The organism is Parasphingomonas frigoris (assembly GCF_036663815.1).
Lineage (GTDB): Bacteria > Pseudomonadota > Alphaproteobacteria > Sphingomonadales > Sphingomonadaceae > Sphingomonas.
The window spans coordinates 482381-505116 of record NZ_JAXOJQ010000003.1 but is presented as its reverse complement, the minus strand read 5'-3'; the positions used below and the strand labels follow the sequence as shown (position 1 = coordinate 505116).

The 22736-nt window shown below is 62.6% G+C and carries 23 protein-coding genes and 1 tRNA gene; 9 read left to right on the top strand and 15 right to left on the bottom strand.

Annotated features, from left to right (window positions below; genetic code table 11):
* Positions 1-4 precede the first annotated feature (4 nt).
* The gene (locus tag U1872_RS12810; protein WP_332793282.1) at positions 5-997 is read left to right on the top strand and encodes an ImmA/IrrE family metallo-endopeptidase; all 993 of its coding nucleotides are present in this window, start codon (positions 5-7) and stop codon (positions 995-997) included.
* A complete protein-coding gene (locus tag U1872_RS12805; protein ID WP_332793281.1) occupies positions 990-1652 on the top strand; it encodes a hypothetical protein in 663 nt (220 codons plus the stop codon). The genes U1872_RS12810 and U1872_RS12805 overlap by 8 nt, the downstream gene beginning before the upstream one ends.
* Here the strand turns inward: U1872_RS12805 and U1872_RS12800 are convergent.
* Both U1872_RS12800 and U1872_RS12795 read right to left on the bottom strand, forming a co-directional pair.
* The gene (locus U1872_RS12800; RefSeq protein WP_332793280.1) at positions 1638-2210 is read right to left on the bottom strand and encodes a hypothetical protein; all 573 of its coding nucleotides are present in this window, start codon (positions 2208-2210) and stop codon (positions 1638-1640) included. The genes U1872_RS12805 and U1872_RS12800 overlap by 15 nt on opposite strands.
* Positions 2207-3046, bottom strand: a complete 840-nt coding sequence (locus U1872_RS12795) for a bis-aminopropyl spermidine synthase family protein (protein WP_332793279.1) — start codon at positions 3044-3046, stop codon at positions 2207-2209. The genes U1872_RS12800 and U1872_RS12795 overlap by 4 nt, the downstream gene beginning before the upstream one ends.
* Before the next feature lie 461 nt (positions 3047-3507).
* On the opposite strand from U1872_RS12795, the gene U1872_RS12790 reads away from it, so the two are divergent.
* From U1872_RS12790 to U1872_RS12770, 5 genes are all read left to right on the top strand, one after another.
* Positions 3508-4443, top strand: coding sequence for a hypothetical protein (locus U1872_RS12790; protein WP_332793278.1), 936 nt, complete (start codon positions 3508-3510; stop codon positions 4441-4443).
* Positions 4444-4535: 92 nt separating this feature from the next.
* Entirely contained in the window at positions 4536-6884 is a 2349-nt protein-coding gene (gene hsdR, locus U1872_RS12785; RefSeq protein ID WP_332793277.1) for an EcoAI/FtnUII family type I restriction enzme subunit R, read from the top strand.
* A complete protein-coding gene (locus tag U1872_RS12780) occupies positions 6881-8350 on the top strand; it encodes a type I restriction-modification system subunit M (RefSeq protein WP_332793276.1) in 1470 nt (489 codons plus the stop codon). Before hsdR ends, U1872_RS12780 begins: the two co-directional genes overlap by 4 nt.
* On the top strand, positions 8347-10092 hold the full coding sequence (locus U1872_RS12775) for a restriction endonuclease subunit S (RefSeq protein ID WP_332793275.1): 1746 nt from the start codon (positions 8347-8349) through the stop codon (positions 10090-10092). Before U1872_RS12780 ends, U1872_RS12775 begins: the two co-directional genes overlap by 4 nt.
* Positions 10093-10097: 5 nt before the next feature.
* The gene (locus tag U1872_RS12770; RefSeq protein ID WP_332793274.1) at positions 10098-11228 is read left to right on the top strand and encodes an SIR2 family NAD-dependent protein deacylase; all 1131 of its coding nucleotides are present in this window, start codon (positions 10098-10100) and stop codon (positions 11226-11228) included.
* Positions 11229-11485: 257 nt separating this feature from the next.
* On the opposite strand, the gene U1872_RS12765 is transcribed toward U1872_RS12770, so the two are convergent.
* The 8 genes from U1872_RS12765 to U1872_RS12730 form a co-directional block, all read right to left on the bottom strand.
* Positions 11486-11561: transfer RNA gene (locus U1872_RS12765), tRNA-Val, on the bottom strand.
* A 93-nt stretch (positions 11562-11654) separates the two neighbouring features.
* Positions 11655-12617 carry a hypothetical protein gene (locus U1872_RS12760; protein WP_332793273.1) on the bottom strand — a complete coding sequence of 321 codons (963 nt, stop codon included), beginning with the start codon at positions 12615-12617 and terminating at the stop codon, positions 11655-11657.
* A 207-nt stretch (positions 12618-12824) separates the two neighbouring features.
* The gene (locus tag U1872_RS12755; RefSeq protein ID WP_332793272.1) at positions 12825-14321 is read right to left on the bottom strand and encodes an NAD(P)(+) transhydrogenase (Re/Si-specific) subunit beta; all 1497 of its coding nucleotides are present in this window, start codon (positions 14319-14321) and stop codon (positions 12825-12827) included.
* Between the two features lie 108 nt (positions 14322-14429).
* Entirely contained in the window at positions 14430-14738 is a 309-nt protein-coding gene (locus tag U1872_RS12750) for an NAD(P) transhydrogenase subunit alpha part 2 (protein ID WP_332793271.1), read from the bottom strand.
* 18 nt (positions 14739-14756) lie between these two features.
* Positions 14757-14972 (bottom strand): type II toxin-antitoxin system HicB family antitoxin, encoded by a 216-nt coding sequence (locus tag U1872_RS12745; RefSeq protein WP_332793270.1) that lies wholly within the window; start codon positions 14970-14972, stop codon positions 14757-14759.
* The gene (locus U1872_RS12740) at positions 14969-15217 is read right to left on the bottom strand and encodes a type II toxin-antitoxin system HicA family toxin (protein ID WP_332793269.1); all 249 of its coding nucleotides are present in this window, start codon (positions 15215-15217) and stop codon (positions 14969-14971) included. Before U1872_RS12740 ends, U1872_RS12745 begins: the two co-directional genes overlap by 4 nt.
* Before the next feature lie 9 nt (positions 15218-15226).
* A complete protein-coding gene (locus U1872_RS12735; RefSeq protein WP_332793268.1) occupies positions 15227-16348 on the bottom strand; it encodes an NAD(P) transhydrogenase subunit alpha in 1122 nt (373 codons plus the stop codon).
* 2 nt (positions 16349-16350) lie between these two features.
* Entirely contained in the window at positions 16351-16479 is a 129-nt protein-coding gene (locus tag U1872_RS12730; RefSeq protein ID WP_332793267.1) for an aa3-type cytochrome c oxidase subunit IV, read from the bottom strand.
* Positions 16480-16679: 200 nt separating this feature from the next.
* On the opposite strand from U1872_RS12730, the gene U1872_RS12725 reads away from it, so the two are divergent.
* Both U1872_RS12725 and U1872_RS12720 read left to right on the top strand, forming a co-directional pair.
* Positions 16680-18104 (top strand): sigma-54-dependent transcriptional regulator, encoded by a 1425-nt coding sequence (locus U1872_RS12725; protein WP_332793266.1) that lies wholly within the window; start codon positions 16680-16682, stop codon positions 18102-18104.
* Between the two features lie 98 nt (positions 18105-18202).
* Entirely contained in the window at positions 18203-18559 is a 357-nt protein-coding gene (locus U1872_RS12720) for a hypothetical protein (protein ID WP_332793265.1), read from the top strand.
* Between the two features lie 24 nt (positions 18560-18583).
* On the opposite strand, the gene folP is transcribed toward U1872_RS12720, so the two are convergent.
* The 5 genes from folP to U1872_RS12695 all read right to left on the bottom strand — a co-directional run bounded on the left by folP (position 18584) and on the right by U1872_RS12695 (position 22693).
* Positions 18584-19645 (bottom strand): dihydropteroate synthase, encoded by a 1062-nt coding sequence (gene folP, locus U1872_RS12715; RefSeq protein ID WP_332793264.1) that lies wholly within the window; start codon positions 19643-19645, stop codon positions 18584-18586.
* A gap of 105 nt (positions 19646-19750) precedes the next feature.
* Complete coding sequence (locus tag U1872_RS12710) at positions 19751-20878, bottom strand: site-specific DNA-methyltransferase (protein WP_332793263.1); 1128 nt, start codon at positions 20876-20878, stop codon at positions 19751-19753.
* A gap of 153 nt (positions 20879-21031) precedes the next feature.
* Entirely contained in the window at positions 21032-21655 is a 624-nt protein-coding gene (gene rnhB / locus U1872_RS12705) for a ribonuclease HII (protein WP_332793262.1), read from the bottom strand.
* 1 nt (position 21656) lies between these two features.
* Complete coding sequence (gene thiD / locus U1872_RS12700; RefSeq protein WP_332793261.1) at positions 21657-22472, bottom strand: bifunctional hydroxymethylpyrimidine kinase/phosphomethylpyrimidine kinase; 816 nt, start codon at positions 22470-22472, stop codon at positions 21657-21659.
* Positions 22469-22693, bottom strand: coding sequence for a DUF1272 domain-containing protein (locus U1872_RS12695; RefSeq protein ID WP_332793260.1), 225 nt, complete (start codon positions 22691-22693; stop codon positions 22469-22471). Before U1872_RS12695 ends, thiD begins: the two co-directional genes overlap by 4 nt.
* Positions 22694-22736 lie beyond the last annotated feature (43 nt).

Sequence of the window (22736 nt, the reverse complement as noted above, 5' to 3'; positions counted from 1 at the left end):
TGGGATGATTGGCGACGCGGAATCGCTGAGATCTGAACTTCGCGCCGCGGGTCTGAGCCGTGCCGCCGTCGATGCCGCGTGGCCAGAGTGGTGGAGCAACGAGGCGGAGGCATCGGTGTCAGCGCGGACCGAGTTGAGACTAGCAGTCGCTAGGAACCTTGGTCTTGCGCCGAGGGAGCTGGTCGGTGAGCGAGTGGACTTCGTCTGGCGGGACCGGGCGCGGTTCAAGCATTTGCGCGCCGAGGATGAGATACCAATCGCGGCGCTTAACTCCTTTGGGGTCAGCGTAGGCCGGTCGCTTATCGAGGCGACCGCGCGCAATGGTGATCTTGTCGGGCTTCCCGCCACAGAACTCAGGGCGCTTCTTCTCGAGATGGGCGTTCCGGACTTGGCCGGCTTGTTGACAGTCTGCTGGGCCATCGGGGTCCCGGTCGCGCACCTCAGGGTTTGGCCGCTCGCGCAGAAGGCGATGCACGCGATGGTGGTTGGCCAGCGCGGTCGGCACGCCATCCTCTTCAGCCGCGAGGCGAGTTACCCCGCCATGGTCGCCTTCACACTGGCCCACGAGATTGGCCACGTTGCGCTCGGCCATGTTCCGCCAGACGATGTTCTAGTCGATGCGGAGGATCCCGCGGGACAGGCGGATCATGATGCGGAGGAGTCCGCGGCCGACCGCTACGCCCTCGAGGTGCTGCTCGGCGACCCGGATCCCGACATCCGCATAGACTTCGATACCTTCAACCATGCGGAGCTGGCCGACGCTGTGATGCGGGCCAGTCCCATATACGGCATCGATCCGGGGACGCTCGCACTGGCAGTCGCCCACCGTCGGAATGCGTGGCCCGTCGCAATGGCGGCGATGAAGCTGATCCAGCCCGAACCGATCGTCGTGTCGGATCTGGTCAACGAAGTCGCGCGTACGCAACTCGATTTAGGTAGGCTTGGCTCCGACACTGCCTTTTTCATCGAGCGGACGCTGGGGATAGGCGATGTCTGACGGCGCCGCCGTCGACACCGACGTGCTTCTGAAGGCCGCCGCCCTTCGAATGGCGGCGGAATGCGGTGACGTCCTTAAATCCTACGGGCGGCCGATGGCGCTCGGCCTGACCCACCTGATCGCGGCGAGGCAGATGGCGCGCAAGCGCGGCGTGCGCGACATCGGATTGGCGCAGGCGGAACTGGCGGCGCTTCTTGGTACGCTGGGTCGTCTCGAGCCGGACGAGTTGGAGATCATGCTAGCGGCGGAGTTCGCCTCGGTCGCTCAGGCGAAGGGACTGCCTCTGGATGCCGGAGAAGCGCAGCTGGCGGCGATAGTGGTCAAGCGCGGGCTGCCTCTTCTCGTGACGGGTGACAAGCGTGCGATCGGAGCGCTCGCCGACCTTACGGACGGTACACCTACGAGAGACGTTCTCGTGGGGCGCTTGGCATGCTTTGAGCAAGTCGTTGCCGCGATCGCCGGCCTCGTCGGCGCAAAAGCCGTGCGCGACAAGATCTGTGCGGAGCCCGAAGTCGACGGCGGCATGCGTCTCGCATGCTCGTGCGGTCAGGCCGAATGGGATCCTGGGCAGCTCGGCCAGGCCTGCGAGAGCTTCGTGGGCGACGTCCGCAAGCGAGCGGGGATCCTGCTGCTCGCTGGTTCAGCGCTCGCTTAGAAAAACTGCGTACGGGTCGATGAGCTCGGCCACGAGGTCGATCTTCACCTTCTTGTGTTCAGCGTTGACCAGCTCGGGCTCGGTGACAAGGAGACAGGCTTTGTCGGCCTGGCCTTGGACGTAACGGCTGCCGAGGCGCCCTTCGTTACGGCCGACCGCGACGCGGGTAGCGCCCAGGTCGAGCTCGTCCTCGTGCTCTCGCAGGTTCTTGATCATCAGCGCGTAGCGTGAACCGAGCACATTGATGGCCTCCGGGATGGTCTCCCACCTCTGGCCGTCCACCGAGAAGCGGGCGGCGCGGACCTGCTCCGCGTAGTGCCGGGAATTCATCTTGTGCATGACGAGGTGGATGGGTTGCTTCTTCTCGGCGAATGCGCGTGCGAACGGCTGGACCATCGACGTCGGATAACAAGTGCTGCCGCCGTATCCCCACATGGCGAACCCGGCCTTGTCGATCTCTTCGCGCTTGCGCGCGATGATCTCGGCCAAACCCTCCTTCGCATGCGTGCCGACCTTCATGTACAAGACGCCGGCGCCTGGATGGATGATGTCGCTCATTCGGTGTCCTCGTAGTTCTCGGGTCGCCACTCATTCTCGTCCGCGCCTTCAAGCGTGAGCGGACGGTTCGACCGGATGTAGCGCATCCGGAGGTTCTGGTCGCGTCCATAGAAGTTGACCAGTCGCTCCTTCTCAATCGCTCTGCTCTTTCCACGCGTTACGTTGCCGGGAAGTGCCTCGACAAAAAGGTTGCAGGATCGGAGCAGGGCGTCATCGTCGAGGTGGTAGGAGTGCATCAACGGCTGCATGCGGTTGACGAAGTAGCCAAGTTCGGAAGCGCGCCTCTGCGTCGTCGACAATACGCGCTTCGGCCACTCGAGCTCCTCGTCGTCGGCGATCACGATCATTCCCTGACCGCCGTAGCCGCAGGCTTCGATGCCTCGCTCCATGAAGACGTGGACGCTGGCTCCGTCGTTCGACTGGCCCCAGGGAGGATTGGTGTAGAAGCGGTCGAACCTGTTCGCCTTGGGAAACGCTTCGCGGGCATTGTAAAGTTCGGCGTTGAGGTGCCGTATGTGCTTGCGCTCCGCGAAGCTCTTTATCGCCTGGACCTGCCGCTCGTCAAAGTCGAAGACCGTGATCTGAGTGGGGCCATAGTCAATGATCCCCTCGCTTTTCAGATAGGCAACGCAGACGCTTATTGCGTCGCCGTCGCCGATGAAAGCGAGTTTCTTTTTGTCGGCCCAGTGTGCCACCAGCTCGGCCTGCATCACCATGTCGCCGGTCTTCATGTAGATCTGGTCAATGCTCCGGATTGGTTTGGGTCGGTTCTGGACGACGTCTGAAACCGCGTTGACCGCGATCTGAAGATCTATCTGCCGTCGCACCTTGGTCATGCTGATCAATTCCCTGTTTGCGGGGACGCTAACGGATTAGCGCAGCGCGCAACATTACCAGAAACACGAATTGCATCCGCTACGAATGAACTAACGGCATCGTTTGGGCCAGAGCTTTCATGGTTTTGACAATGCCGGCGTCGATCGGACGAGAGTGTCCTAAAGAGACGCTCAGCGACTGATATTAATTACAACCAGATCGTGGACAACTGGCAGGTTTCGGGGATCGGGCGAGGCGCCGTGTGTCACTCCAAGGGGCAGCCTCCCCCGGCCCTGAAGCATCGCGTTGGCGAGAATTTCGTTGGCAGTATCGAGCGAACGAGTATGTCGCGTTTGCTGGCTCGTCTAATAAAACAAGGGAAAATAAGGCAGATACAGCGCACATGAAATGCTAGGTAGCCCGTCAGGCGGCTGCTCTACGCAGCTGTCCGTCTGGAGCAGCCAAAACGGGGGCAGTACCAATGAAAAATTATTACCGCGTCATGCTCGGACGAAAAAGCGTCCATGCCAGGGCGTGCTTCGAGGGCGGGTTCACAGGCACGCATTTCGACATCCACGAAGATCTGGCCGGCAAACTCACTGAGACGTGGCGACCTTTCAATGCGACCTATGTGCCGGTTTATCTCCAAATCCACCCCGACAAGAGTAAGGTGGCGGCCGGCTTGGCCTGCGGAGCCATCTGGACGGTTTCCAAAATGCTGCGTCCTGGCGACGTGATCCTTTCGCCGGATGGCACAGGCCGCTACCGCGTGGGCGAAATTGAGGGCGAATACTGGTATGCGGACGGCGAAATTCTCCCGCATCGTCGGACAGTCCACTGGCATGAAGTTTATATCGACCGGGCAGCGATGAGCGAGGCACTTCGGAACTCGGCCGGATCAATCGGGACCGTCTCCAACATCAATGGCCATGCCGAAGAGATTGAGGCTCTGATCGGCGGCTTGCCCGCGCCAGCCCTCGCTCCGGTCATGACGAGTGAAGGCTTGGTCGAAGACCCTGTTGCATTCGGCATGGAGAAGCATCTGGAAGATTTTCTGGTTTCCAACTGGAGCCAGACTGAACTTGGCCGCGACTATGACATCTACACCGACGAGGGCGAAATTGTCGGTCAGCAATATCCGACAGACACTGGCGCGCTGGACATTCTGGCGATCAGCAAGGATCGAAAGCGCCTCCTTGTGGTCGAATTGAAAAAGGGGCGGGCGAGCGATGCGGTTGTCGGCCAAATCCTTCGCTACATGGGCTTCGTGCAATATGAGCTGGCGGAAGAAGGACAAACGGTCGAAGGTGCTGTAATAGCCCTCGATGACGACCACCGGATCCGTCGTGCGCTAGCGATGGTGCCAAGCGTCAGCTTCTTCCGCTACAAAGTGTCGTTCCAGCTTTTGCGGGCATGACCGGGTTAAGGCGGCATCTAACTGTAGCCGAGTGCAAATATGGTGGCGTCCACGACCAAATTCTTGCACTATTGCGACGATAAGGGGGCGGTGTGGATAAGGCTGACAAGCGAAAACTGAGTGAAAGCGATATTTGTGACTTGTTCATCACACCTGCCATCAAACAGGCCGGTTGGGATCAATTCAAACAAGTTCGTCGCGAGGTCACTTTGACACCCGGCCCCGTCATTGTGCGGGGCAATCTTTCGTCTCGAAACAAGAAGAAAAAGAAATTCGCTGACTATGTTTTATCATGGCAGCCCGGTCTGCCGCTTGCCATCGTTGAAGCGAAGGACAATAAGCACGGCGTCAGCGATGGCTTGCAACAGGCGCTCGGCTACGCCGACATTCTGGATTTGCCGAGCGCCTTTAGTTCCAATGGTGATGGCTTTGCGGAACACAATCGCGCCGCCGCCGATGGTGAGGACACAGAGAAATCGCTTGGAATGGACGCATTCCCCGACGCGCAATCGCTGTACGCGCGTTATTGCCTGTTCCACGGCATTGAGCCGGACGAAAAACCCTTGGTGGAGCAGCCCTATTATCTCGACAGTTCGGGCAAAGAAGCGCGCTACTACCAAGTTGAGGCTATCAACCGGACGATTGAGGCAATCGCAAAAGGGCAACGGCGCGTGTTGCTGGTCATGGCGACGGGTACGGGCAAGACCTACACGACCTTCCAGATAATCTGGCGCTTGTGGAAAGCTGGACAGGCCAAGCGCATCCTTTTTCTCGCAGACCGCAACATCCTTGTGGACCAGACATTGGTGAACGACTTCAAGCCGTTCGGCGAGGCCATGACCAAGGTGCGGAATCGCAAGATCGACCCCGCCTATGAAATCCATTTGGGGTTGTATCAGGCGCTGACCGGCCCGGCGGAATCCGAAAAAATTTTCAAGTCCGTGTCCCGTGACTTCTTCGATCTGATCGTGATCGACGAATGCCATCGTGGGAGCGCATCGGAAGATAGCGCATGGCGCGAAATTCTCGATTATTTTAACGGTGCTATTCAAGTGGGCATGACCGCCACGCCCAAGGAAACGGAATACGAATCCAATATCACCTATTTTGGCGATCCGGTGTACACTTACAGCCTTAAGCAGGGCATCGAGGACGGTTTCCTTGCACCTTACAAGGTCGTTCGCATCGACATCGACAAGGACGTCCTGGGGTGGACGCCCCCGGCGGGGATGGTCGATGACCTTGGCAACCCGGTGGAGCAGCGCGAATACAACCGGGCCGATATGGATCGCATTCTTGTTCTGGATCAGCGGACAAAGCTCGTCGCCAAGCGGGTTATGCAATACCTCAACGCGACCGATCCAATGGCAAAGACCATCATCTTTTGCGAGGACATCGACCACGCCGAACGGATGCGGAAGGCCATTGTCAACGCGGCTGGCAAGATTGCGCGTGACAACCCCCGGTATGTCATGCGAATCACGGGCGATAGCGTCGAAGGCAAAGCCCAGCTCGATAATTTCATCGACCCCGAACAGCCCTATCCCGTTATCGCCACCACGTCGCAGCTTTTGACCACCGGGGTCGATGCCAAAACCTGCAAGCTGATCGTGCTCGATCAGACGATCAGGTCCATGACCATTTTCAAACAGATCATTGGCCGTGGGACGCGGATCGACGAGGACAACAACAAGTTCTTTTTCACCATCATGGATTTCAAAAAGGCGACCGAGCTGTTCCGCGATGACGCCTTCGACGGTGCGCCGGTCGTCATCTACGAACCCAACAACGACGATGATCCCGTCCCGCCGGACCCGGAAGACCCGGGCGATGATGACGACGATGAGGACGACGATTCCGGCGGCAGGACCAAGCTTGTCGTGTCCGGTGTCACGGTGCGCATCATTGCTGAGCGGATTGAATATGTCGGCAGCGACGGGAAGCTGATTACCGAAAGCTATCGGGATTACGCCCGCAAAGCGATCATGTCGGAGTTCAGCTCACTGGATGATTTTATCCAGCGGTGGAACGACGCTGACCGCAAACAGGCGATCATCGACGAACTGGAGGAACATGGGGTTGTCCTCGCGAATCTTCAGGAGGCAGTGGGTCGCGACATTGGCGACTTCGATCTGCTGGCACACATCGCCTACGACCAGCCGCCTTTGACCCGGCGCGAACGGGCAGAGCAGGTTAAGAAGCGCAACTACTTCACCAAATATGGCGACAAGGCGCGGGCCGTGCTGGAGGCGCTGCTCGACAAATATGCGGACGAAGGCATCTCCACCATCGAAGATACGAAGGTGTTGCGGCTCAAGCCCTTCGACGGCATCGGCACCCCCCTCGAAATCATCAAGGGTGCGTTCGGCGGCAAGGCCGGATACGAGGCCGCCCTCAGCGAGCTAGAACACCAGATTTACGAACAGGCATCCAACGAATGAGCAACGTTTCCGGCGCGGTTAAATCGATTCAGGACATCATGCGGAAGGATGTTGGTGTTGATGGCGACGCGCAGCGCATCAGCCAGATGGTCTGGATGATTTTCCTCAAAATCTACGACGACCGCGAAGAAGAATTGGAACTGACCGAGGACGGCTTCACTTCCCCTATCCCCGAACAATTCCGCTGGCGCAATTGGGCGCAGGACCGCGAAGGCATCACCGGCGATGCGCTGGTCAAGTTCGTGGAAGAGTTGTTCGTCACCCTCAAGACCCAGCTTCCCATCATCGGCGACGTGGGCAAGCGTGCGCAGGTCATCCGCGACGTGTTCGAGGATACCTACAATTACATGAAATCCGGCACGTTGATGCGGCAGGTGGTCAACAAGATCAACAAGATCGACTTCAACAGCACCCATGATCGCCACACCTTCGGCGCGATCTATGAGCAGATTCTGAAAGACCTCCAGAGCGCGGGCAACGCTGGCGAGTTTTATACCCCCCGCGCTGTCACCAAATTTATCATCGACCGGTTAGCACCCCAGCTTGGCGAGGTGGTGTTCGATCCCGCCTGCGGCACGGGCGGCTTCCTTGCCTGCACCATCGACTACAAGCGGCAGTTCGTGAAATCACCGGATGATGAGGCATTGCTGCAATCGACCATCCGGGGCGTCGAGAAAAAGGCGCTGCCACATATGCTGTGCGTCACCAATATGATCCTGCATGGCATCGACACCCCGTCCAGCATCGTCCACGGCAACACCCTCGAAAAGCCCTATCGCGATTATGGCGAGCGCGACCGCGTACCCGTGATCGCCACCAACCCACCCTTTGGAGGCATAGAGCAGGATGGCATCGAGGGAAATTTCCCCACCAATCTGCGCACCCGTGAAACCGCCGACCTTTTCATGGCGCTCATTATCAAACTGCTCAAGCACGGTGGCCGCGCGGCGGTAGTGCTGCCCGATGGCTTCTTCTTTGGCGAAGGCGTCAAGACCACGCTTAAGCAGAGCCTGATCGAGGAGTGCAGTCTGCACACCATCGTCCGTCTGCCCAATGGCGTGTTCAATCCCTATACCGGCATCAAGACCAATATCCTGTTCTTCACCAAGGGCACCCCGACCAAGCAGACGTGGTTCTACGAACACCCCTATCCGTCGGGCGTCACTAGCTACAACAAGACCCGGCCTATGCAGTTCGAGGAGTTTCAACCCGAACGCGAATGGTGGGGCGATGAGGCCGATGGCTTCAAGCATCGCCGCGAAACCGAACATGCGTGGAAGATCAGCGCGGAGGACGTGGCCGCACGCGGCTATAATCTAGATCTCAAGAACCCGCACATCGCCGACCGGGAAAGCCATGACCCCGATGAGTTGCTGGCGCGCTATGCGGCGCAGCAAGCGGGCATCCAGTCCCTGCGGGATCAGTTGAAGGCAATCCTATCCGATGCGCTGGCGAGCGACGCATGACGGTCGGTGTTGCGTCGTTGGTTAGCGATAATCTCGACATCTGGACCACGGCAGCTGAGCGCAAATCTGGCGCTGGGCGAGGCGGTGGGAAGCGCGTCAGCCTGTATGGCATTGATCGCCTTCGCGCCCTGATCCTCGACCTCGCCGTGCGCGGGAAATTGGTGCCGCAGGACGTGGCTGATGAACCGGCTTCCACATTGCTCAAAAGGATCGGAGCGGAGCGGGCAAGACTGACGAAAGCCGGTTCGATTGGAAAGCGGCGAGCCTCAGAGAATAACGTTGGCGACACGCCTTATCCCGTTCCCGAAGGATGGGCTTGGACCAAACTTGCCGATATTGGCCATGACTGGGGGCAAAAGGAGCCTTCTGGCGATTTTACATATGTTGATGTCAGTTCAATTGACCAAAGGGCTGGTGTAATTCGGTCACCTAGCGTTCTAGCTGCGAGCGAAGCGCCGTCGCGAGCGCGCAAAATTGTGCGCGTCGGAACCGTTATTTACTCCACTGTCCGCCCATATCTGCTCAATATTGCCATCGTCGATCAGGAGTTTGAGCCGGAGCCGATTGCAAGCACTGCCTTTGCCATATTGCATCCGTTCGAGGGCGTGTCAGCGGGTTTCCTTTACCGTTACCTTCGCTCGGCTTCGTTTATTTCGTATGTCGAAGGTTGCCAAACGGGCATCGCCTACCCGGCAATCAACGATAAGCAATTCTTTTCCGCTTGGTTCCCTCTCCCCCCGCGTGCCGAACAGCAGCGCATCGTCGCCAAGGTCGATGAACTCATGGCTCTGTGCGATGCACTGGAGGCGGAAAGCGCGGCGGCGATGGCCGCGCATCAGGCGCTGGTCGAAGCCCTGCTCGCCACCCTGACCGCCAGCACCGACGCTGCCGACCTCGCCGCCAATTGGACTCGGTTGGAGGTGCATTTCGACACCCTCTTCACAACCGAAGCCAGCGTCGATTCTCTAAAACAAGGAGTACTGGAATTCGCCGTGCGGGGGCAACTGGTGCCGCAGAGTTCGAGTGATGAGCCTGCGTCAGATCTGTTGAGGCGAATAAAGCTTGAGAAGACGCAGTTAATCAAAGACGGAAATATTAAGCGTGATAAGCCCCTTCCTCCCAAAAAAGGTTCTGAAGCGTCGCTTAACCTACCAAGCGGCTGGGTTTGGAGCCAACCAGACGAGTTCTCGATCAAAATAACTGACGGTGAGCATTTTCGACCAGTAACAACCTCATCCGGAGTCTACTTTCTGTCGGCGAAGGATATTCGTGAAAATGGCGTAAGTTTGGCTGATCCGCTCTTCATCTCACAGGAGACCGCTGACAAAGCCAGAAACCGATGCGATCCAGAATTAGGTGATTTGCTGATCGTTAGTCGCGGTGCAACATGTGGCCGGATTTGCAAGGTGGATATAGATGAAGTATTCTGCCTTCTAGGCAGCGTGATACTTTTGAAGCCCTCAAGCCTTATTAACAACCACTATTTAGAGATTGCGCTAAAATCGCCACGCATTTTCGAGGCGCTCGTGAGTGCATCCGGTGCGACTGCCCAAGGTGCCATTTATCTGCGAGATTTGAAAAAGATTGCATTTCCTTTGCCGCCAATTGCCGAACAGCAGCGCATCGTCGCCAAGGTCGATGAACTCATGGCCCTGTGCGATGCCCTGAAATATTGCGTAACGGACACTAACGTCACCCGACGACACCTCGCCGACGCAATCATCGAACGTGCAGCAGCTTAACCGCGATGGCCACCGCCCCCGAAATCCCAAAAATCTGGTGCGATGAAGACGGCCACCGCAAATATGAGGATTTTGCTGACTTCAACGAATGGTTCGATAGCCCCGAGGCTGGGGAACTTCGCGTTCAAGCGTTGGTCGAAGGCTTGGCAAATCCCAGCAAGGCATTCTTCGCGGGCGACCGAGGAGCCTATCTCGCCACGCTCGAAGGGTTCCGGCTCGACCGTCGCAACGAATGGCTGAGCGCCGACGCCTTGCAGGACGTTTGCGGTGATGCCCATTGGTCCGAGCGGAACGTGGCACGGTTCGATCAGCTCTGCGACCGGATGGCATCGGGCGATGTAGTGCCCTTCGTCGGCGCAGGCCTGTCCGCGCCGGGTGGCTTTCCGACATGGAAAGATCACCTTCGCCAGCAAGGGCGCACGGCGGGAATGGAGTCCGCCGCCGTTGAGGACCTGTTGGCCCAAGGCCTCTATGAGGAGATTGTCGATCAGATCGAGCAGCAGCGCGGCAACGACGTCTTCACACAAGAACTGCGCGACGCTTTCGCTAAAAACGGGGTCATTCCGCCAGCCGATTATCTGGTTGCCGAGTTGTTTCAGGATACTCTGATAACTACCAACTATGATCGCCTGATTGAACAGTCGTTCGACTTCGGCGATGGCAAGGCGGTGGAGGTGCTTACCCCTGCAACGATTTCGCAATTGCCCGACGCGGCCAAAGTGACGGTCATCAAGCTGCATGGTAACGTCAGTGCCCCCGGCTCTTGCATCCTGAGCAAGGGCCAATATGCCGCTGCCTATGGCACCGACGCCATCGACCTTGCCCTGCCAATCCCGCAGGCGCTCGACTATTACTTCCGCAATAGCAGCCTGCTTTTCCTTGGCTGCGGCCTCAATCAGGACCGAACCGTCCGCGTGTTCGAGGCTATCAAAATTAAGGCGAGGGAGGACGGCGCGGATCTGCCGCAGCATTTCTCCATCGAGCAATGCCCCGGCGACGAAGCCGCACTGATCGCCCGCAACGAATACCTGCTGCGCATCGGCGTGACGCCGATCTGGTTCCCGGCTGGCGGGTTCGATTTCGTCGAAGGCATCCTGCGGCTAGCGCGTAACGAGCTGCGATTCCGGCGGGATTAACCAGGTCGTCCGGTGTCAATTTGGGCCGAGAGGAATGCGAAAGATGATTATTGGAAGTTTTCGACAAAAGTGGGCTTAGCAAGATTGCCAATAAGTCCTGCGCGGTTCGCAACCTGCCGAGACAGATGCGGTGACATCACTGACCGAGTCGATTGTACGGATACACAGTGGATACACAGCGTTCTGACCAGTTAAAGCCATACCCGGCTCGAGACCTTCCAAAACCCCAAAAAATGGCGGTTTTCCGCGGTCTGGAATGGTGGGCGATGACGGGCTCGAACCGCCGACATTCTCGGTGTAAACGAGACGCTCTACCAACTGAGCTAATCGCCCGAGCCCGCGAGTGCGGAATCGATGACCGGCGCTTTGCCATTCCCGCGCGCGCACGGCAAGCCCAACCCGCACGCGGCATGCGTCACGCCGGCGCTAGACGCCGAGTGGGCGCAGGCGGCGGATCGCGCCGATATAGCTGCGCATGCCGTGGCTGGCGCGACGTGACAGGCCCATGAAGGCACGGCGGCGGTCGAACGGGTCGGGCTGGCGCTCGAACAGGCCGGCGTCGGTCATCCGCGCGATCCAGCGCAAGGCGGTCGTCGGCGCGACCGCCGCGGCGATGCAAAGGCTCGACACCGAGACCTGCGCACGCTCGAGCTCGGCGGCGAACAGGTCGAGCAGCATGTCCCACGCCGGATCCTCGAACAGCCCGGCGCCGAAATATTGATCGCGCACGCGCCGCGCCCGGATCATGTCGCGGATCTCGCGCGCGGTGACGACCGGCGCGGCCGGTTCGGGGGTGGGCAGGCGGTAGCTGAGGCCCGGCTCGGCGACCGCGCGGCCATCGCCGCGCGGATCCTGCTCGGTGCGGGTCAGCCGCGTCAGCGTTTCGGCGATCCGCGCGACCTCCTCGTGGAGCCGCTGCAGGCGCATCGCCTCGGCGTCGCGACCGCTCTCGAGCACCGCGCTGCCACTCGAGAGCGCTGCCAGCCGCAGCGCGGTGAAGCGCTCGCCCGGCGACGGCGCGCACAACAGCTCGACACCCGCGGCGGTGAGATTGGCGGCGAGCAGATCGATCTGCTCGAACCCACAGCTGGCGACGATCCGGACATCGCCGACGCGGGCCATCGCGTCGAGCAACGGCAGGATCGGTGCGACGCACGCATCGGTCGCGCCGCCCAGCTCCGCAAGAATGACGCGCACGCTGCCCTGCTGGGCGAGCCGAGCGCCGGCATCCTGCCACGCCACCCGACCGAGCGACCGTCCGCCTGCCGCGTGGATCGCCTGCTCGGCGCAAGAGTCCATCGCCGCTTCGCCGATGACCAGCATGGCGGGTGCGCCAAGGTCGCGCCACCCGTCCGCCCCCGAACCGTCCGCAGTTCCCGTGATCCCCATGTGCCATGCTCCCCCCGCAGCCAGCGGGCGACCGCGGCGCAATCCGGAAATTACGCATTACACCGAAATGGGGTAGCGCAAGTCCCACCCGTTTCGGTCGAAATCCCGTAGATCACAGGGAGATGGCGGCGCAATCGCCTCCAAAACGGCGCAATGCACGATGCGCATCACGCCCAAGTGGAGACACTTGAACCGCGACCGGGGGTGTCAGTCGAGCGACTTGACGATTTCCTCGACCATCTTCTTGGCGTCGCCGAGCAGCATCATCGTATTGTCCATGTAGAACACGTCATTGTCGACGCCGGCATAGCCGACCCCGCCCATGGAGCGCTTGATGAACAAGACGGTCTTGGCCTTTTCGACGTCGAGCACGGGCATGCCGTAGATCGGCGAGCTCTTGTCGGTCTTCGCCGCGGGGTTGGTGACGTCGTTGGCGCCGATCACGAAGGCGACGTCGGTCTGCGCGAATTCGGAGTTGATATCCTCGAGCTCGAACACGTCGTCATACGGCACGTTGGCTTCTGCGAGCAGCACGTTCATGTGCCCCGGCATACGGCCCGCGACCGGGTGGATCGCATATTTCACGCGGACGCCGTGTTCCTTCAACTTGTCGCCCATCTCGCGCAGCACATGCTGCGCCTGGCTCACCGCCATGCCGTAGCCGGGCACGATGATGACCTGTTCGGCCTGGCCGAGCAGGAAGGCGGCGTCCTCCGCGCTCCCGCGCTTCCACGGCCGGTCGGTCGCCGCCGCCGCGGCACCACCTGCGCTGTCGCCACCGAAGCCGCCCGCGATCACCGAGATGAAGCTGCGGTTCATCGCCTTGCACATGATGTAGCTGAGAATCGCGCCCGACGAGCCGACCAGCGCGCCGGTGATGATCATCGCCGTGTTGTGCAGCGTAAAGCCCATCGCCGCGGCCGCCCAGCCCGAATAGGAATTGAGCATCGACACCACGACCGGCATGTCCGCGCCGCCGATCGGGATGATCAGCAGGAAGCCGATCACGAAGCTGAGCGCCGTGATCGTCCAGAAGATCCACGGGCTCTGGTCCTGCGTGAAATAGGCGATCAGGCCGAGGATCGCGGCAAGGACGCCGAGATTGATGACGTGGCGCCCGGGCAGCATGATCGGCTTGCCACCCATGTTGCCGTTGAGCTTGAGGAAGGCGATGACCGAGCCCGAGAAGGTGATCGCGCCGATCGCCACGCCGAGGCCCATTTCGATGCGGCTCTGGACAAAGATGCGAGGAAATTGACCCATATCGACATCAGAGAGCGGCGCATACAGCGTCCAACCCTTGGCGACTTCAGCGATGCCAAAAGCCATCGGGTTGAGAAACGCCGCGCATGCCACCAGCACAGCGGCCAAGCCGACTAGCGAGTGGAACGCCGCGACAAGCTGCGGCATGTCGGTCATCGCGATGCGGCGTGCGGTGGTAATTCCGATCGCTGCGCCGATACCGATGGCGATCAAGATTTCGGCAACCGTCTCAACATGAACGACAAAGCCAGTGCCGCCCACCACGCCCGGCACATGGGTCACCAGCGTCGTCACCACCGCGATGGTCATGCCGATGATGCCCATGCGGTTGCCGCGCTGCGACGTCGCCGGGCTCGACAGCCCGCGCAGCGCGAGGATGAAGCACACCCCGGCGACGAGATAGGCAAGCGATGCCCAGGGATTGACCGTTAAATGTTCCACTTGTCTAAACCCCTTACCGTCACCCCGGACCTGTTCCCGGGTCCACCGCGCCATTTGCCCCAGCGTCAGTGGATGAGTGGACCCCGGCACGAGACCGGGGTGACGAAATTAGTGCTTCGCCGCGCTCGGCGCCTTTTTCTTGTACATCGCGAGCATCCGCGCGGTGACCGCAAAGCCGCCGAAGATGTTGACGCTCGCCAAGACCACCGCGAGCAGTCCGAGCCATTTCGACGTCGCCCCGCCGCCACCGATCCCCGCCGCAGCAGCCGCGATCAACGCGCCGACGATGATTACCGAGGAAATCGCATTGGTCACCGCCATCAGCGGCGTGTGGAGCGCCGGCGTGACCGACCAGACGACGTAATAGCCGACGAAACAGGCCATCACGAAGATCGAGAGAATCGAGATGAAGTCCATAGTCAGTCCCCCAGTCGGTCAGGCGGCGGCGCGGCGGGGTTGCGGGACGGGACGCCCCATTTCCTGCGCCGCCTCGATCCAGCACCCGATCGCGTCGTAGATATTGTCGAGCGCCTCTTGCGGGGTCTCGCCATCGGAACGGCAGCCCGGAAGTTCCGGGGCAACCGCAGTATAGCCGCCGCCATCCGCGGCGGAGAGCGGCAGGATGTCGACTTCGTAATCGAACGGATTCATCTCCGTAGCCCCTGCACTGCGTCGATGAACCGCACGAGCTCCCGGATGTAGATCGGCTTGATCGGCCGATGCGCCGGGATCGTCAGGATTTCGGTCCGCTCGACATGCTTCACCTTATAATGTGACCCCTTGCGCGGTGGCGTGCAAGCGATCCCGAACCCGTCGCACACCGCCACCACATCCTCGATCCGCCAGTCGCGCGGGTTGGCGTGCATGCGCTCGAGGAGTTTGCCGGCATTGGCCACGAGCCCGCATCATCCCAGCAACCGCGCGTTGACGACCTTGCCGCCCTGCGTCAGCCGGATCGCATCGCCGATCTCGGCGTCGAGCACGGGCTTGCCGGCCTCCTTGTCCCAAAAGGCGTTGAGGAAATTGTACAGGTTGCGCGAGAACAGCGCCGACGCATCCGCCGCCAACCGCGACGGTACGTTCCGATAGCCGACGATCGACACGCCGTTCACCACGACCACCTCGCCCGCAACCGCGCCCTCGACATTGCCGCCCGCCTCGACCGCGAGATCGACGATCACCGAGCCCGGCTTCATGCTCGCCACCTGCGCCGCCGAGATCAGCCGTGGCGCGGGGCGCCCCGGGATCAGCGCCGTCGTGATGACGATATCCTGCTTGGCGATATGTCCCGACACGAGGTCGGCCTGCGCCGCCTGATATTCGGGGCTCATCTCGCCGGCATAGCCGCCCGAGCCTTCGCCCTCGATCCCCGCGACATTCTCGACGAAGATCGGCTTGGCGCCGAGCGACTGGATCTGCTCCTTGGTCGCCGAGCGCACGTCGGTCGCCGAGACCTGTGCGCCCAAACGCCGCGCGGTGGCGATCGCCTGCAAGCCAGCCACGCCGACGCCCATCACGAACACGCGCGCGGCGGAAACGGTGCCCGCCGCGGTCATCATCATCGGGAAGGCGCGGCCATAGACGCCGGCGGCATCGAGCACGGCCTTGTAGCCGGCGAGGTTCGACTGCGACGACAGGATATCCATCGACTGCGCGCGCGTGATGCGCGGCATGAACTCCATCGCCAGCGCCTCGAGCCCGGCAGCGGCATAGCCGTCAATCCGCGCGCGATCGGCAAACGGGTTCAGCCCGGCGACGAGCCACGCGCCCGGCGCGACGCCCGCCAGCGCATCGGCCGAAGGCCCCTGCACGCCGAGCACGATCCCGGCACCCGCCAAGGTCGCCGCGCGGTCGGCGACGGTCGCGCCGACCGCGGCATAATCGGCGTCGGCGATCGAGGCGGTCGCGCCGGCGCCGGCCTCGACCGCAACGGTCGCGCCAAGCGAAAGGAATTTCTTGACCGTCTCAGGGGTCGCGGCAACGCGGCGCTCGCCCTCGACGGTTTCGCGGAGGACGGCGATCTTCACGCCTACTTGCCCGAGACCAGCCACACCACCACGAAGGCGATGATGAAGACCGCGACCGCGCCATATTTCATGACGTTGATGACCTTGTCATAGGTCGCGCGGTGGACCTGCAACTCGTTGTCGGCAGCCATCGTTCCATCCCCTGCAGACGGGGTAGTCCCCCGGTTCGTCCGTGTGCTTAGCTTGGCTGGCGCTTCGCCTCAAGCCCCGCCCCTAACGCCCGGATGCCCACCGCTGCGTGTCCCGCGCGTCCCACGCCGGGGCGTTTAAGGGCGCTTTCACACCTTGTCGGTATCGTTTGCGTCGGATTCGAGACGAATGGGAAGAACGCATGACGCGTAACGGACAGCGGCTGCTGATGCTGATCGACGACGAACCGGCGCAACGGCGCCTCGTCGCGGCGATCGCGGCACGGCGCGGCTGGCGGGCCGTCTTTGCCGCCGATGGCGAGATGGCGATCGCGATGCTCGGCACGCAGGACGGGATGCAGCTCGACGCGATCCTGCTCGACCAGTGGGCGCCCGAATCCGACCCGACCGCTTTGATCGACGAGATCCGCCGCCGCCGCCCGGCATTGCCTCTGCTGCTGCTCACTGCCAACGGGTCGGTCGCGCAGGCCGTCGCAGCGATGCGCAGCGGCGCGACCGATTTCCTCGTCAAGCCGCTCGCCCCCGAGCGCCTGCTGACCGCGCTCGACACCGCGGTCGCCGGCATGACGGCCGGCGAATTGCGCCCGCTGACCGAGAAGATCCCGGCGCTGCTCGCCTTCGACGAGATTGTCGGCTCGGCGCCCGATTTCCGCGCCGCGCTGGCGATCGCGGCGAAGGCGGCGCGCGCGCGCGTTCCCGTCCTGGTCGAGGGCGAAAGCGGCGTCGGCAAGGAAGTCGTCGCCGAGGCGATCCATGCCGCCTCCCCGCGCGGCAAGAAGGCGATGGTCGCGGTGAATTGCGGCGCATTGCCACCCAATCTGATCGAATCCGAACTGTTCGGCCACGAAAAGGGCGCCTTCACCGGCGCGTTCGAGCGCAAGATCGGACGTTTCCAGGAGGCCGATGGCGGCACCGTATTCCTCGACGAGATTGGCGAGATGCCGCTCGAGGCGCAGGTCAAGCTGCTGCGCGTGCTCCAGTCGGGCGAGATCCAGCCGATCGGCGCGCGCCACACCAAGGAGGTCGATGTGCGGGTGATCGCGGCGACCAACAAGCGGCTGATCGAGGAAGTCGAGGCCGGGCGCTTCCGCGAGGATCTCTATTACCGGCTCAACGTCGTCCAGGTGACGATCCCGCCGCTGCGCGAACGCACCGGCGACATTCCCGCGCTCGCGCGCCATCTGCTCGCGCGGATCGCGCAGCAGCCCGGGCTGCGCCCGCTCGGCATCACCGACGACGCGCTCGCTCTGCTCGGCCGCTACGACTGGCCGGGCAATGTCCGCCAGTTGCAGAACGCCTTGTTCCGCGCCGCCGTGCTGTGCGACGGTGCCGCGCTGACGCGCGCCGATTTTCCGCAGATCGCGGCGCTTGGCGGACAGCGCCACACCACGCCGACACCGGTGCCGATGGCGACCAGCGGCGGCGTCACGCTGTTCCACGCCGACGGTAACTTGCGTGCGCTCGAGGAGATCGAGGCCGACGTGATCCGGCTCGCGATCGGCCATTATCGCGGCCGCATGACCGAGGTCGCGCGGCGGCTCGGGATCGGGCGTTCGACGCTCTATCGCAAGCTCGGCGAGCTGGGGATCGACAACGCGGCAGCGTGAGCGCCCCTGTGGCGGGAACGTTTCACCGCAAATTATCGGCGCGTTAGGGAAACCTGCGCCCGCCCGCGGGTTGTTGCTGCAAAGGAGTAGTATTTCCGATGAGCAAGAAAATCGTTCTGGCGGCCCTGACCGCCTTCGCCATGGTCCCGACCGTCGTCCCGGCCACCGCCTTCGCGCAGGATCGCGATGACCGCCGCTACGATCGTCGCGACGACCGCCGGTATGATCGCCGCGACGAGCGCACCTATCGTGGAAATGACGGTCGCTATTATCCGTGCAAGCGCAGCAGCGGGACGACCGGCGCGATTGCCGGGGGCGTCGGTGGCGCGGTTGCGGGCAACGTGCTCGGTGGCGGGTTGCTCGGCACGGTCGCCGGTGGTGTCGGCGGCGCCTTGCTCGGCAAGACGCTCGACAAGCGCCACGACGCCGCGCAGAATCGCAAGAACGGCTGCTGAGCCATCCAGGGCGGTAGCCTCAGGCTACCGCCCGACCAGCGCGCGGTCGCGCAGACCCCGCCACACATGCACCGCCTGCACCGTCTCCGCCACGTCGTGGACGCGCAGCAACTGCACCCCCGACATCATCCCGGCCATCGCCAGCGCGATCGAGCCGCCGAGCCGATCGGTCACCGGCGCTTCGTTCGACAGCGCGCCGATCATGCGCTTGCGGCTGGCCCCGAGCAGGATCGGGCGGCCCAGGCCGTGGAAGATCGCCAGGTCGTTGAGCAGAGCGAGATTGTCAGCGAGCGACTTGCCGAAGCCGATCCCGGGATCGACGATGATCCGCGAGCGATCGACCCCGCCGGCAACCACCGCAGCGATCCGCGCCTCGAGCCAGTCGAACACGTCGAGCACGACGTCGCGATAGCCATTGCCGCCATGCGGCCCCTTCGCAGGATCGGGCGAATGCATCAGCACCACCGGGCATCCCGCCTTGGCGACGACCTCGAGCGCGCGATCGTCCCACAGTAAAGCGGCGACATCGTTGACGATCGCCGCGTTCGCGGCGAGCGCCGCCTCCATCACGCCGGCCTTGCGCGTATCGATAGACACCAGCGTGCCCGCGCGCGCGAGGCGTTCGACCACGGGGACGATCCGCTTGATCTCGTCGCCCTCCCACACCGTCGGCGCGCCGGGCCGGGTCGATTCACCACCGACATCGATCAGCGCCGCGCCCGCCGCCGCCATCGCCACGCCAGCACTCGCCGCGGCAACCGGGTCGTCCTGCAGCGTGCCGCCGTCGGAGAAGCTGTCGGGCGTCACGTTGAGGATACCGCACACCGACGGCTGATCGAAGCGCAGCGTCCGCGCGCCGAGCGTCAGCGCCGCGCGCGGCGCGGTGATCGCGGCGTGAAGCCGGGCGGCACGCTCGTCGCGCAACAGCGCGTCGAGCGCGGTGATCGGCACGGTGCGGCGGTGGCCGTCCTCGGTCACCGCATAAGCGGAGAACCACAGCATCCCGCCCGCCAGCCGGGCGACCTCGCCGTCGCGGTCGATCGGCGTGTCGGCGAACTGGATCGGGCGGAGGTGGAGGGTGCTCATAGATTATCCCGTCGCCCCGGCGGAGGCCGGGGCCGCTGCGTTTGACGCGAAACCCACGTCACGCGCAACAGCGGACCGGCCCCGGCCTTCGCCGGGGCGACGCATTCAGATCTGCGTCGCGAGCAGATAGGTCTGGCGCAGCGTATCGATCGGCTTCAGCCCCTCGGGCGTCTCATAATGCCAGAAGGTCCAGCCGTTGCAGGCGGGCGCCCCCTGCAACACCGATCCGAGCTTGTGGATCGACCCCGTCTGGTCGCCGCTGATCACCGAGCCGTCCGCCCGCACCGTGACGCTGTAGCGCCGCTTGGCATCGACCAGCACTGCGCCCGCAACCAACATGCCATTCTCGACGATCGTCCCGAAGGCGACGCGCGGCGCGGCCTTGGGGCTCTGCATCGTCTTGAGCGACGATTCATCGAGCGGCAGCGCCGCCGCGATGCGCTCTTCCGCCGCCGCGATGTAATCGTTCTCGCGCTCGATCCCGATCCAGTGCCGGCCGAGCCGCTTGGCGACCGCGCCCGTCGTGCCGGTGCCGAAGAACGGATCGAGCACCACGTCGCCGGGCTTGGTGCAGGCGAGCAGGATGCGATAGATCAACGCCTCGGGCTTTTGCGTCGGATGCACCTTCACGCCGTCGCGCTTCAACCGCTCCTGCCCGCCACAGGTCGGGAATTCCCAGTCCGAGCGCATCTGCAGCTCATCGTTGAGCGTCTTCATGCTGCGATAGTTGAAGGTGTAGCGCGACTTCTCGCCCATCGACGCCCAGATCAGCGTCTCATGCGCGTTGGTGAAGCGCGTGCCCTTGAAATTGGGCATCGGGTTGGTCTTGCGCCAGACGATGTCGTTGAGGATCCAATAGCCCAGATCCTGGATCGCCGCGCCGACCTTGTAGATATTGTGGTACGATCCGATCACCCAGATCGCGCCATTGTCCTTGAGGATGCGCTTCGCCTCGGCGAGCCACTCGCGCGTGAACTTGTCATAGGCGCTGAGCGAATCGAACTTGTCCCATTCGTCGGTGACGGCATCGACATGGCTGCCATCGGGGCGCGACAGATCGCCGCCGAGCTGCAGGTTATAGGGCGGATCGGCAAAGATCAGGTCGACCGACTTGGCCGGCAGAGCGCGCATCGCCGCGATGCAATCGCCCCGCAGGATCTGATCGAGCGGGAGCTGCACCGGTGCCTCGACCGCGCGCGGCGCCGCTTTCCTGATCTTCTCCAAAACCCCCATCGTCGTCGCCCCTTCGTGTGTGGAGCGCATCCCTGCCAGCAAAGGGACTCGCGTCAAGCGAACATTGGTTAACGAAAGCCCTTGAGATTCCGTCAATTTCGCAGAACATTTCGGGAAACGACCCAGATATTGAGTCCGGAGTTATCCACAGGCTCAAGCGCTGGTGTGTGGCGCCAAAGACTCGTTCACCAAATAAGCTTCGGCGACGGGACGAAAACTGCGCCGGTGGAGCGCGCACGGCCCATGTTCGCGCAAAGCGCGCAGGTGATCGGGCGCGCCGTACCCCTTGTTCGCATGCCAGCCGTAATGCGGATGCGCTTCGGCATGCGCGAGCATGATCGTGTCGCGGGTATGCTTGGCGATGATCGAAGCGGCGGCGATCGACAGGCTGATCGCGTCGCCCTTGATGATCGGCGTCGCGGCGAAACCCCATTTGGGGAGGCGATTGCCGTCGACCAGGATGTGGCCCGGCGCGCAGCCGAGCGCTTCCACCGCGAGCGTCATCGCCTTCATCGTCGCCCAATAGATGTTGAGCGTGTCGATCTCGTCCGCCTCAACGATCCCGATCCCGACGATCGCACACGCCCGCAGCCGATCGTGCAACCGCTGGCGCTCGTGCGGCGGGAGCTTCTTCGAATCGTTGATCCCACGCGGGACGCCCTTGGCGGGCAGGATGACGGCGGCCGCCACGACCGGGCCGGCGAGCGGGCCACGGCCGGCTTCATCGACGCCCGCTACCGGGGCCAGGCAGAGCTTCTCGTGTCTGAGGCTAGGCATGTCAGGACCAGCGCGCGGCGAAAGCAGCGGCATCCCAGCCACTGGCGTCCGTTGCGGCCAAGGCGTCGTAGAACGGAATCCGCCCCATCGCATGCCCCATCGGCCCCTGCCCTGCGCCGACACCGGGTGCATGGGCCAAAGCAGTTCTGACGAACAGGATCGCGCGATCGACGGCATCCTGCATCGTCATGTTCTGGCCGAGCCCGGTGGCGATGGCGCTTGCCAGCGTGCAACCCGTGCCGTGGGTATGGCGCGTGTCAACGCGACGCGCATACCAGTCGGTTTTGCCGTGGCTCTCGACCAGCGTGTCCGAAATGTCGTCACCGTCGCCGTGCCCCCCCTTGAGCAACAGCGCCCCACAATGCTGCCACATCGCCTCCTTGCCACCCAACACCGCGAGCTCGTGCCGATTCGGCGTGGTCAGCACCGATATGCGCATCAGCCGCTCGAACGCCGCAATCGTCGCCGCATCGGCTAGCACATCGCCACTGGTCGCGACCATGACGGGATCGAACACGATCGGGACGTCGTTCTTTTCCAGCACATCCGCCACCGCATGCGCGATCTCGGCCGAGCCGATCATCCCGATCTTGACCGCATCGACGCCGATGTCGGAGATGCACGCATCGATCTGCGCGATCACCATCGCGACCGGCACCGGCATCACCGCCTGCACACCGAGCGTATTCTGCGCGGTGAGCGCGGTGATCGCGGTCATCGCGTGGCCGCCGAGCATCGTCACCGTCTTGATGTCGGCCTGGATGCCGGCGCCGCCGCCCGAATCCGAGCCGGCGATGATCAGGACGCGCGGCGTCATCGCTTAAACCGGCGCTCGAGCGAGGCGGGATAGCGTTCGAGCAGATCATCGACGCGCGCTGGCCGATCCATCAGTTCGCCGCCGCAATTGGGGCAGCGATCGTCGGCCTTCTCGGCGCATTCGGCGCAAAAAGTGCATTCGAACGAGCAGATGAACGCACCGGCCTGGTCGGCGGGAAGATCGACGCCGCAGCGTTCGCAATCGGGGCGCATTTCGAGCATCGTATCTTCCTTTTCCCTTCCACTTCTTCCTTATTCCCCTCCC

Bases quoted from the DNA above. Each gene is read 5' to 3' on its own strand.
- U1872_RS12810 (WP_332793282.1), top strand. From the start codon at position 5: ATGATTGGCGACGCGGAATCGCTGAGATCTGAACTTCGCGCCGCGGGT.
- U1872_RS12805 (WP_332793281.1), top strand. From the start codon at position 990: ATGTCTGACGGCGCCGCCGTCGACACCGACGTGCTTCTGAAGGCCGCC.
- U1872_RS12800 (WP_332793280.1), bottom strand. From the start codon at position 2,210: ATGAGCGACATCATCCATCCAGGCGCCGGCGTCTTGTACATGAAGGTC.
- U1872_RS12795 (WP_332793279.1), bottom strand. From the start codon at position 3,046: ATGACCAAGGTGCGACGGCAGATAGATCTTCAGATCGCGGTCAACGCG.
- U1872_RS12790 (WP_332793278.1), top strand. From the start codon at position 3,508: ATGAAAAATTATTACCGCGTCATGCTCGGACGAAAAAGCGTCCATGCC.
- U1872_RS12780 (WP_332793276.1), top strand. From the start codon at position 6,881: ATGAGCAACGTTTCCGGCGCGGTTAAATCGATTCAGGACATCATGCGG.
- U1872_RS12775 (WP_332793275.1), top strand. From the start codon at position 8,347: ATGACGGTCGGTGTTGCGTCGTTGGTTAGCGATAATCTCGACATCTGG.
- U1872_RS12770 (WP_332793274.1), top strand. From the start codon at position 10,098: ATGGCCACCGCCCCCGAAATCCCAAAAATCTGGTGCGATGAAGACGGC.
- U1872_RS12760 (WP_332793273.1), bottom strand. From the start codon at position 12,617: ATGGGGATCACGGGAACTGCGGACGGTTCGGGGGCGGACGGGTGGCGC.
- U1872_RS12750 (WP_332793271.1), bottom strand. From the start codon at position 14,738: ATGGACTTCATCTCGATTCTCTCGATCTTCGTGATGGCCTGTTTCGTC.
- U1872_RS12745 (WP_332793270.1), bottom strand. From the start codon at position 14,972: ATGAATCCGTTCGATTACGAAGTCGACATCCTGCCGCTCTCCGCCGCG.
- U1872_RS12730 (WP_332793267.1), bottom strand. From the start codon at position 16,479: ATGGCTGCCGACAACGAGTTGCAGGTCCACCGCGCGACCTATGACAAG.
- U1872_RS12725 (WP_332793266.1), top strand. From the start codon at position 16,680: ATGACGCGTAACGGACAGCGGCTGCTGATGCTGATCGACGACGAACCG.
- U1872_RS12720 (WP_332793265.1), top strand. From the start codon at position 18,203: ATGAGCAAGAAAATCGTTCTGGCGGCCCTGACCGCCTTCGCCATGGTC.
- folP (WP_332793264.1), bottom strand. From the start codon at position 19,645: ATGAGCACCCTCCACCTCCGCCCGATCCAGTTCGCCGACACGCCGATC.
- U1872_RS12710 (WP_332793263.1), bottom strand. From the start codon at position 20,878: ATGGGGGTTTTGGAGAAGATCAGGAAAGCGGCGCCGCGCGCGGTCGAG.
- rnhB (WP_332793262.1), bottom strand. From the start codon at position 21,655: ATGCCTAGCCTCAGACACGAGAAGCTCTGCCTGGCCCCGGTAGCGGGC.
- thiD (WP_332793261.1), bottom strand. From the start codon at position 22,472: ATGACGCCGCGCGTCCTGATCATCGCCGGCTCGGATTCGGGCGGCGGC.
- U1872_RS12695 (WP_332793260.1), bottom strand. From the start codon at position 22,693: ATGCTCGAAATGCGCCCCGATTGCGAACGCTGCGGCGTCGATCTTCCC.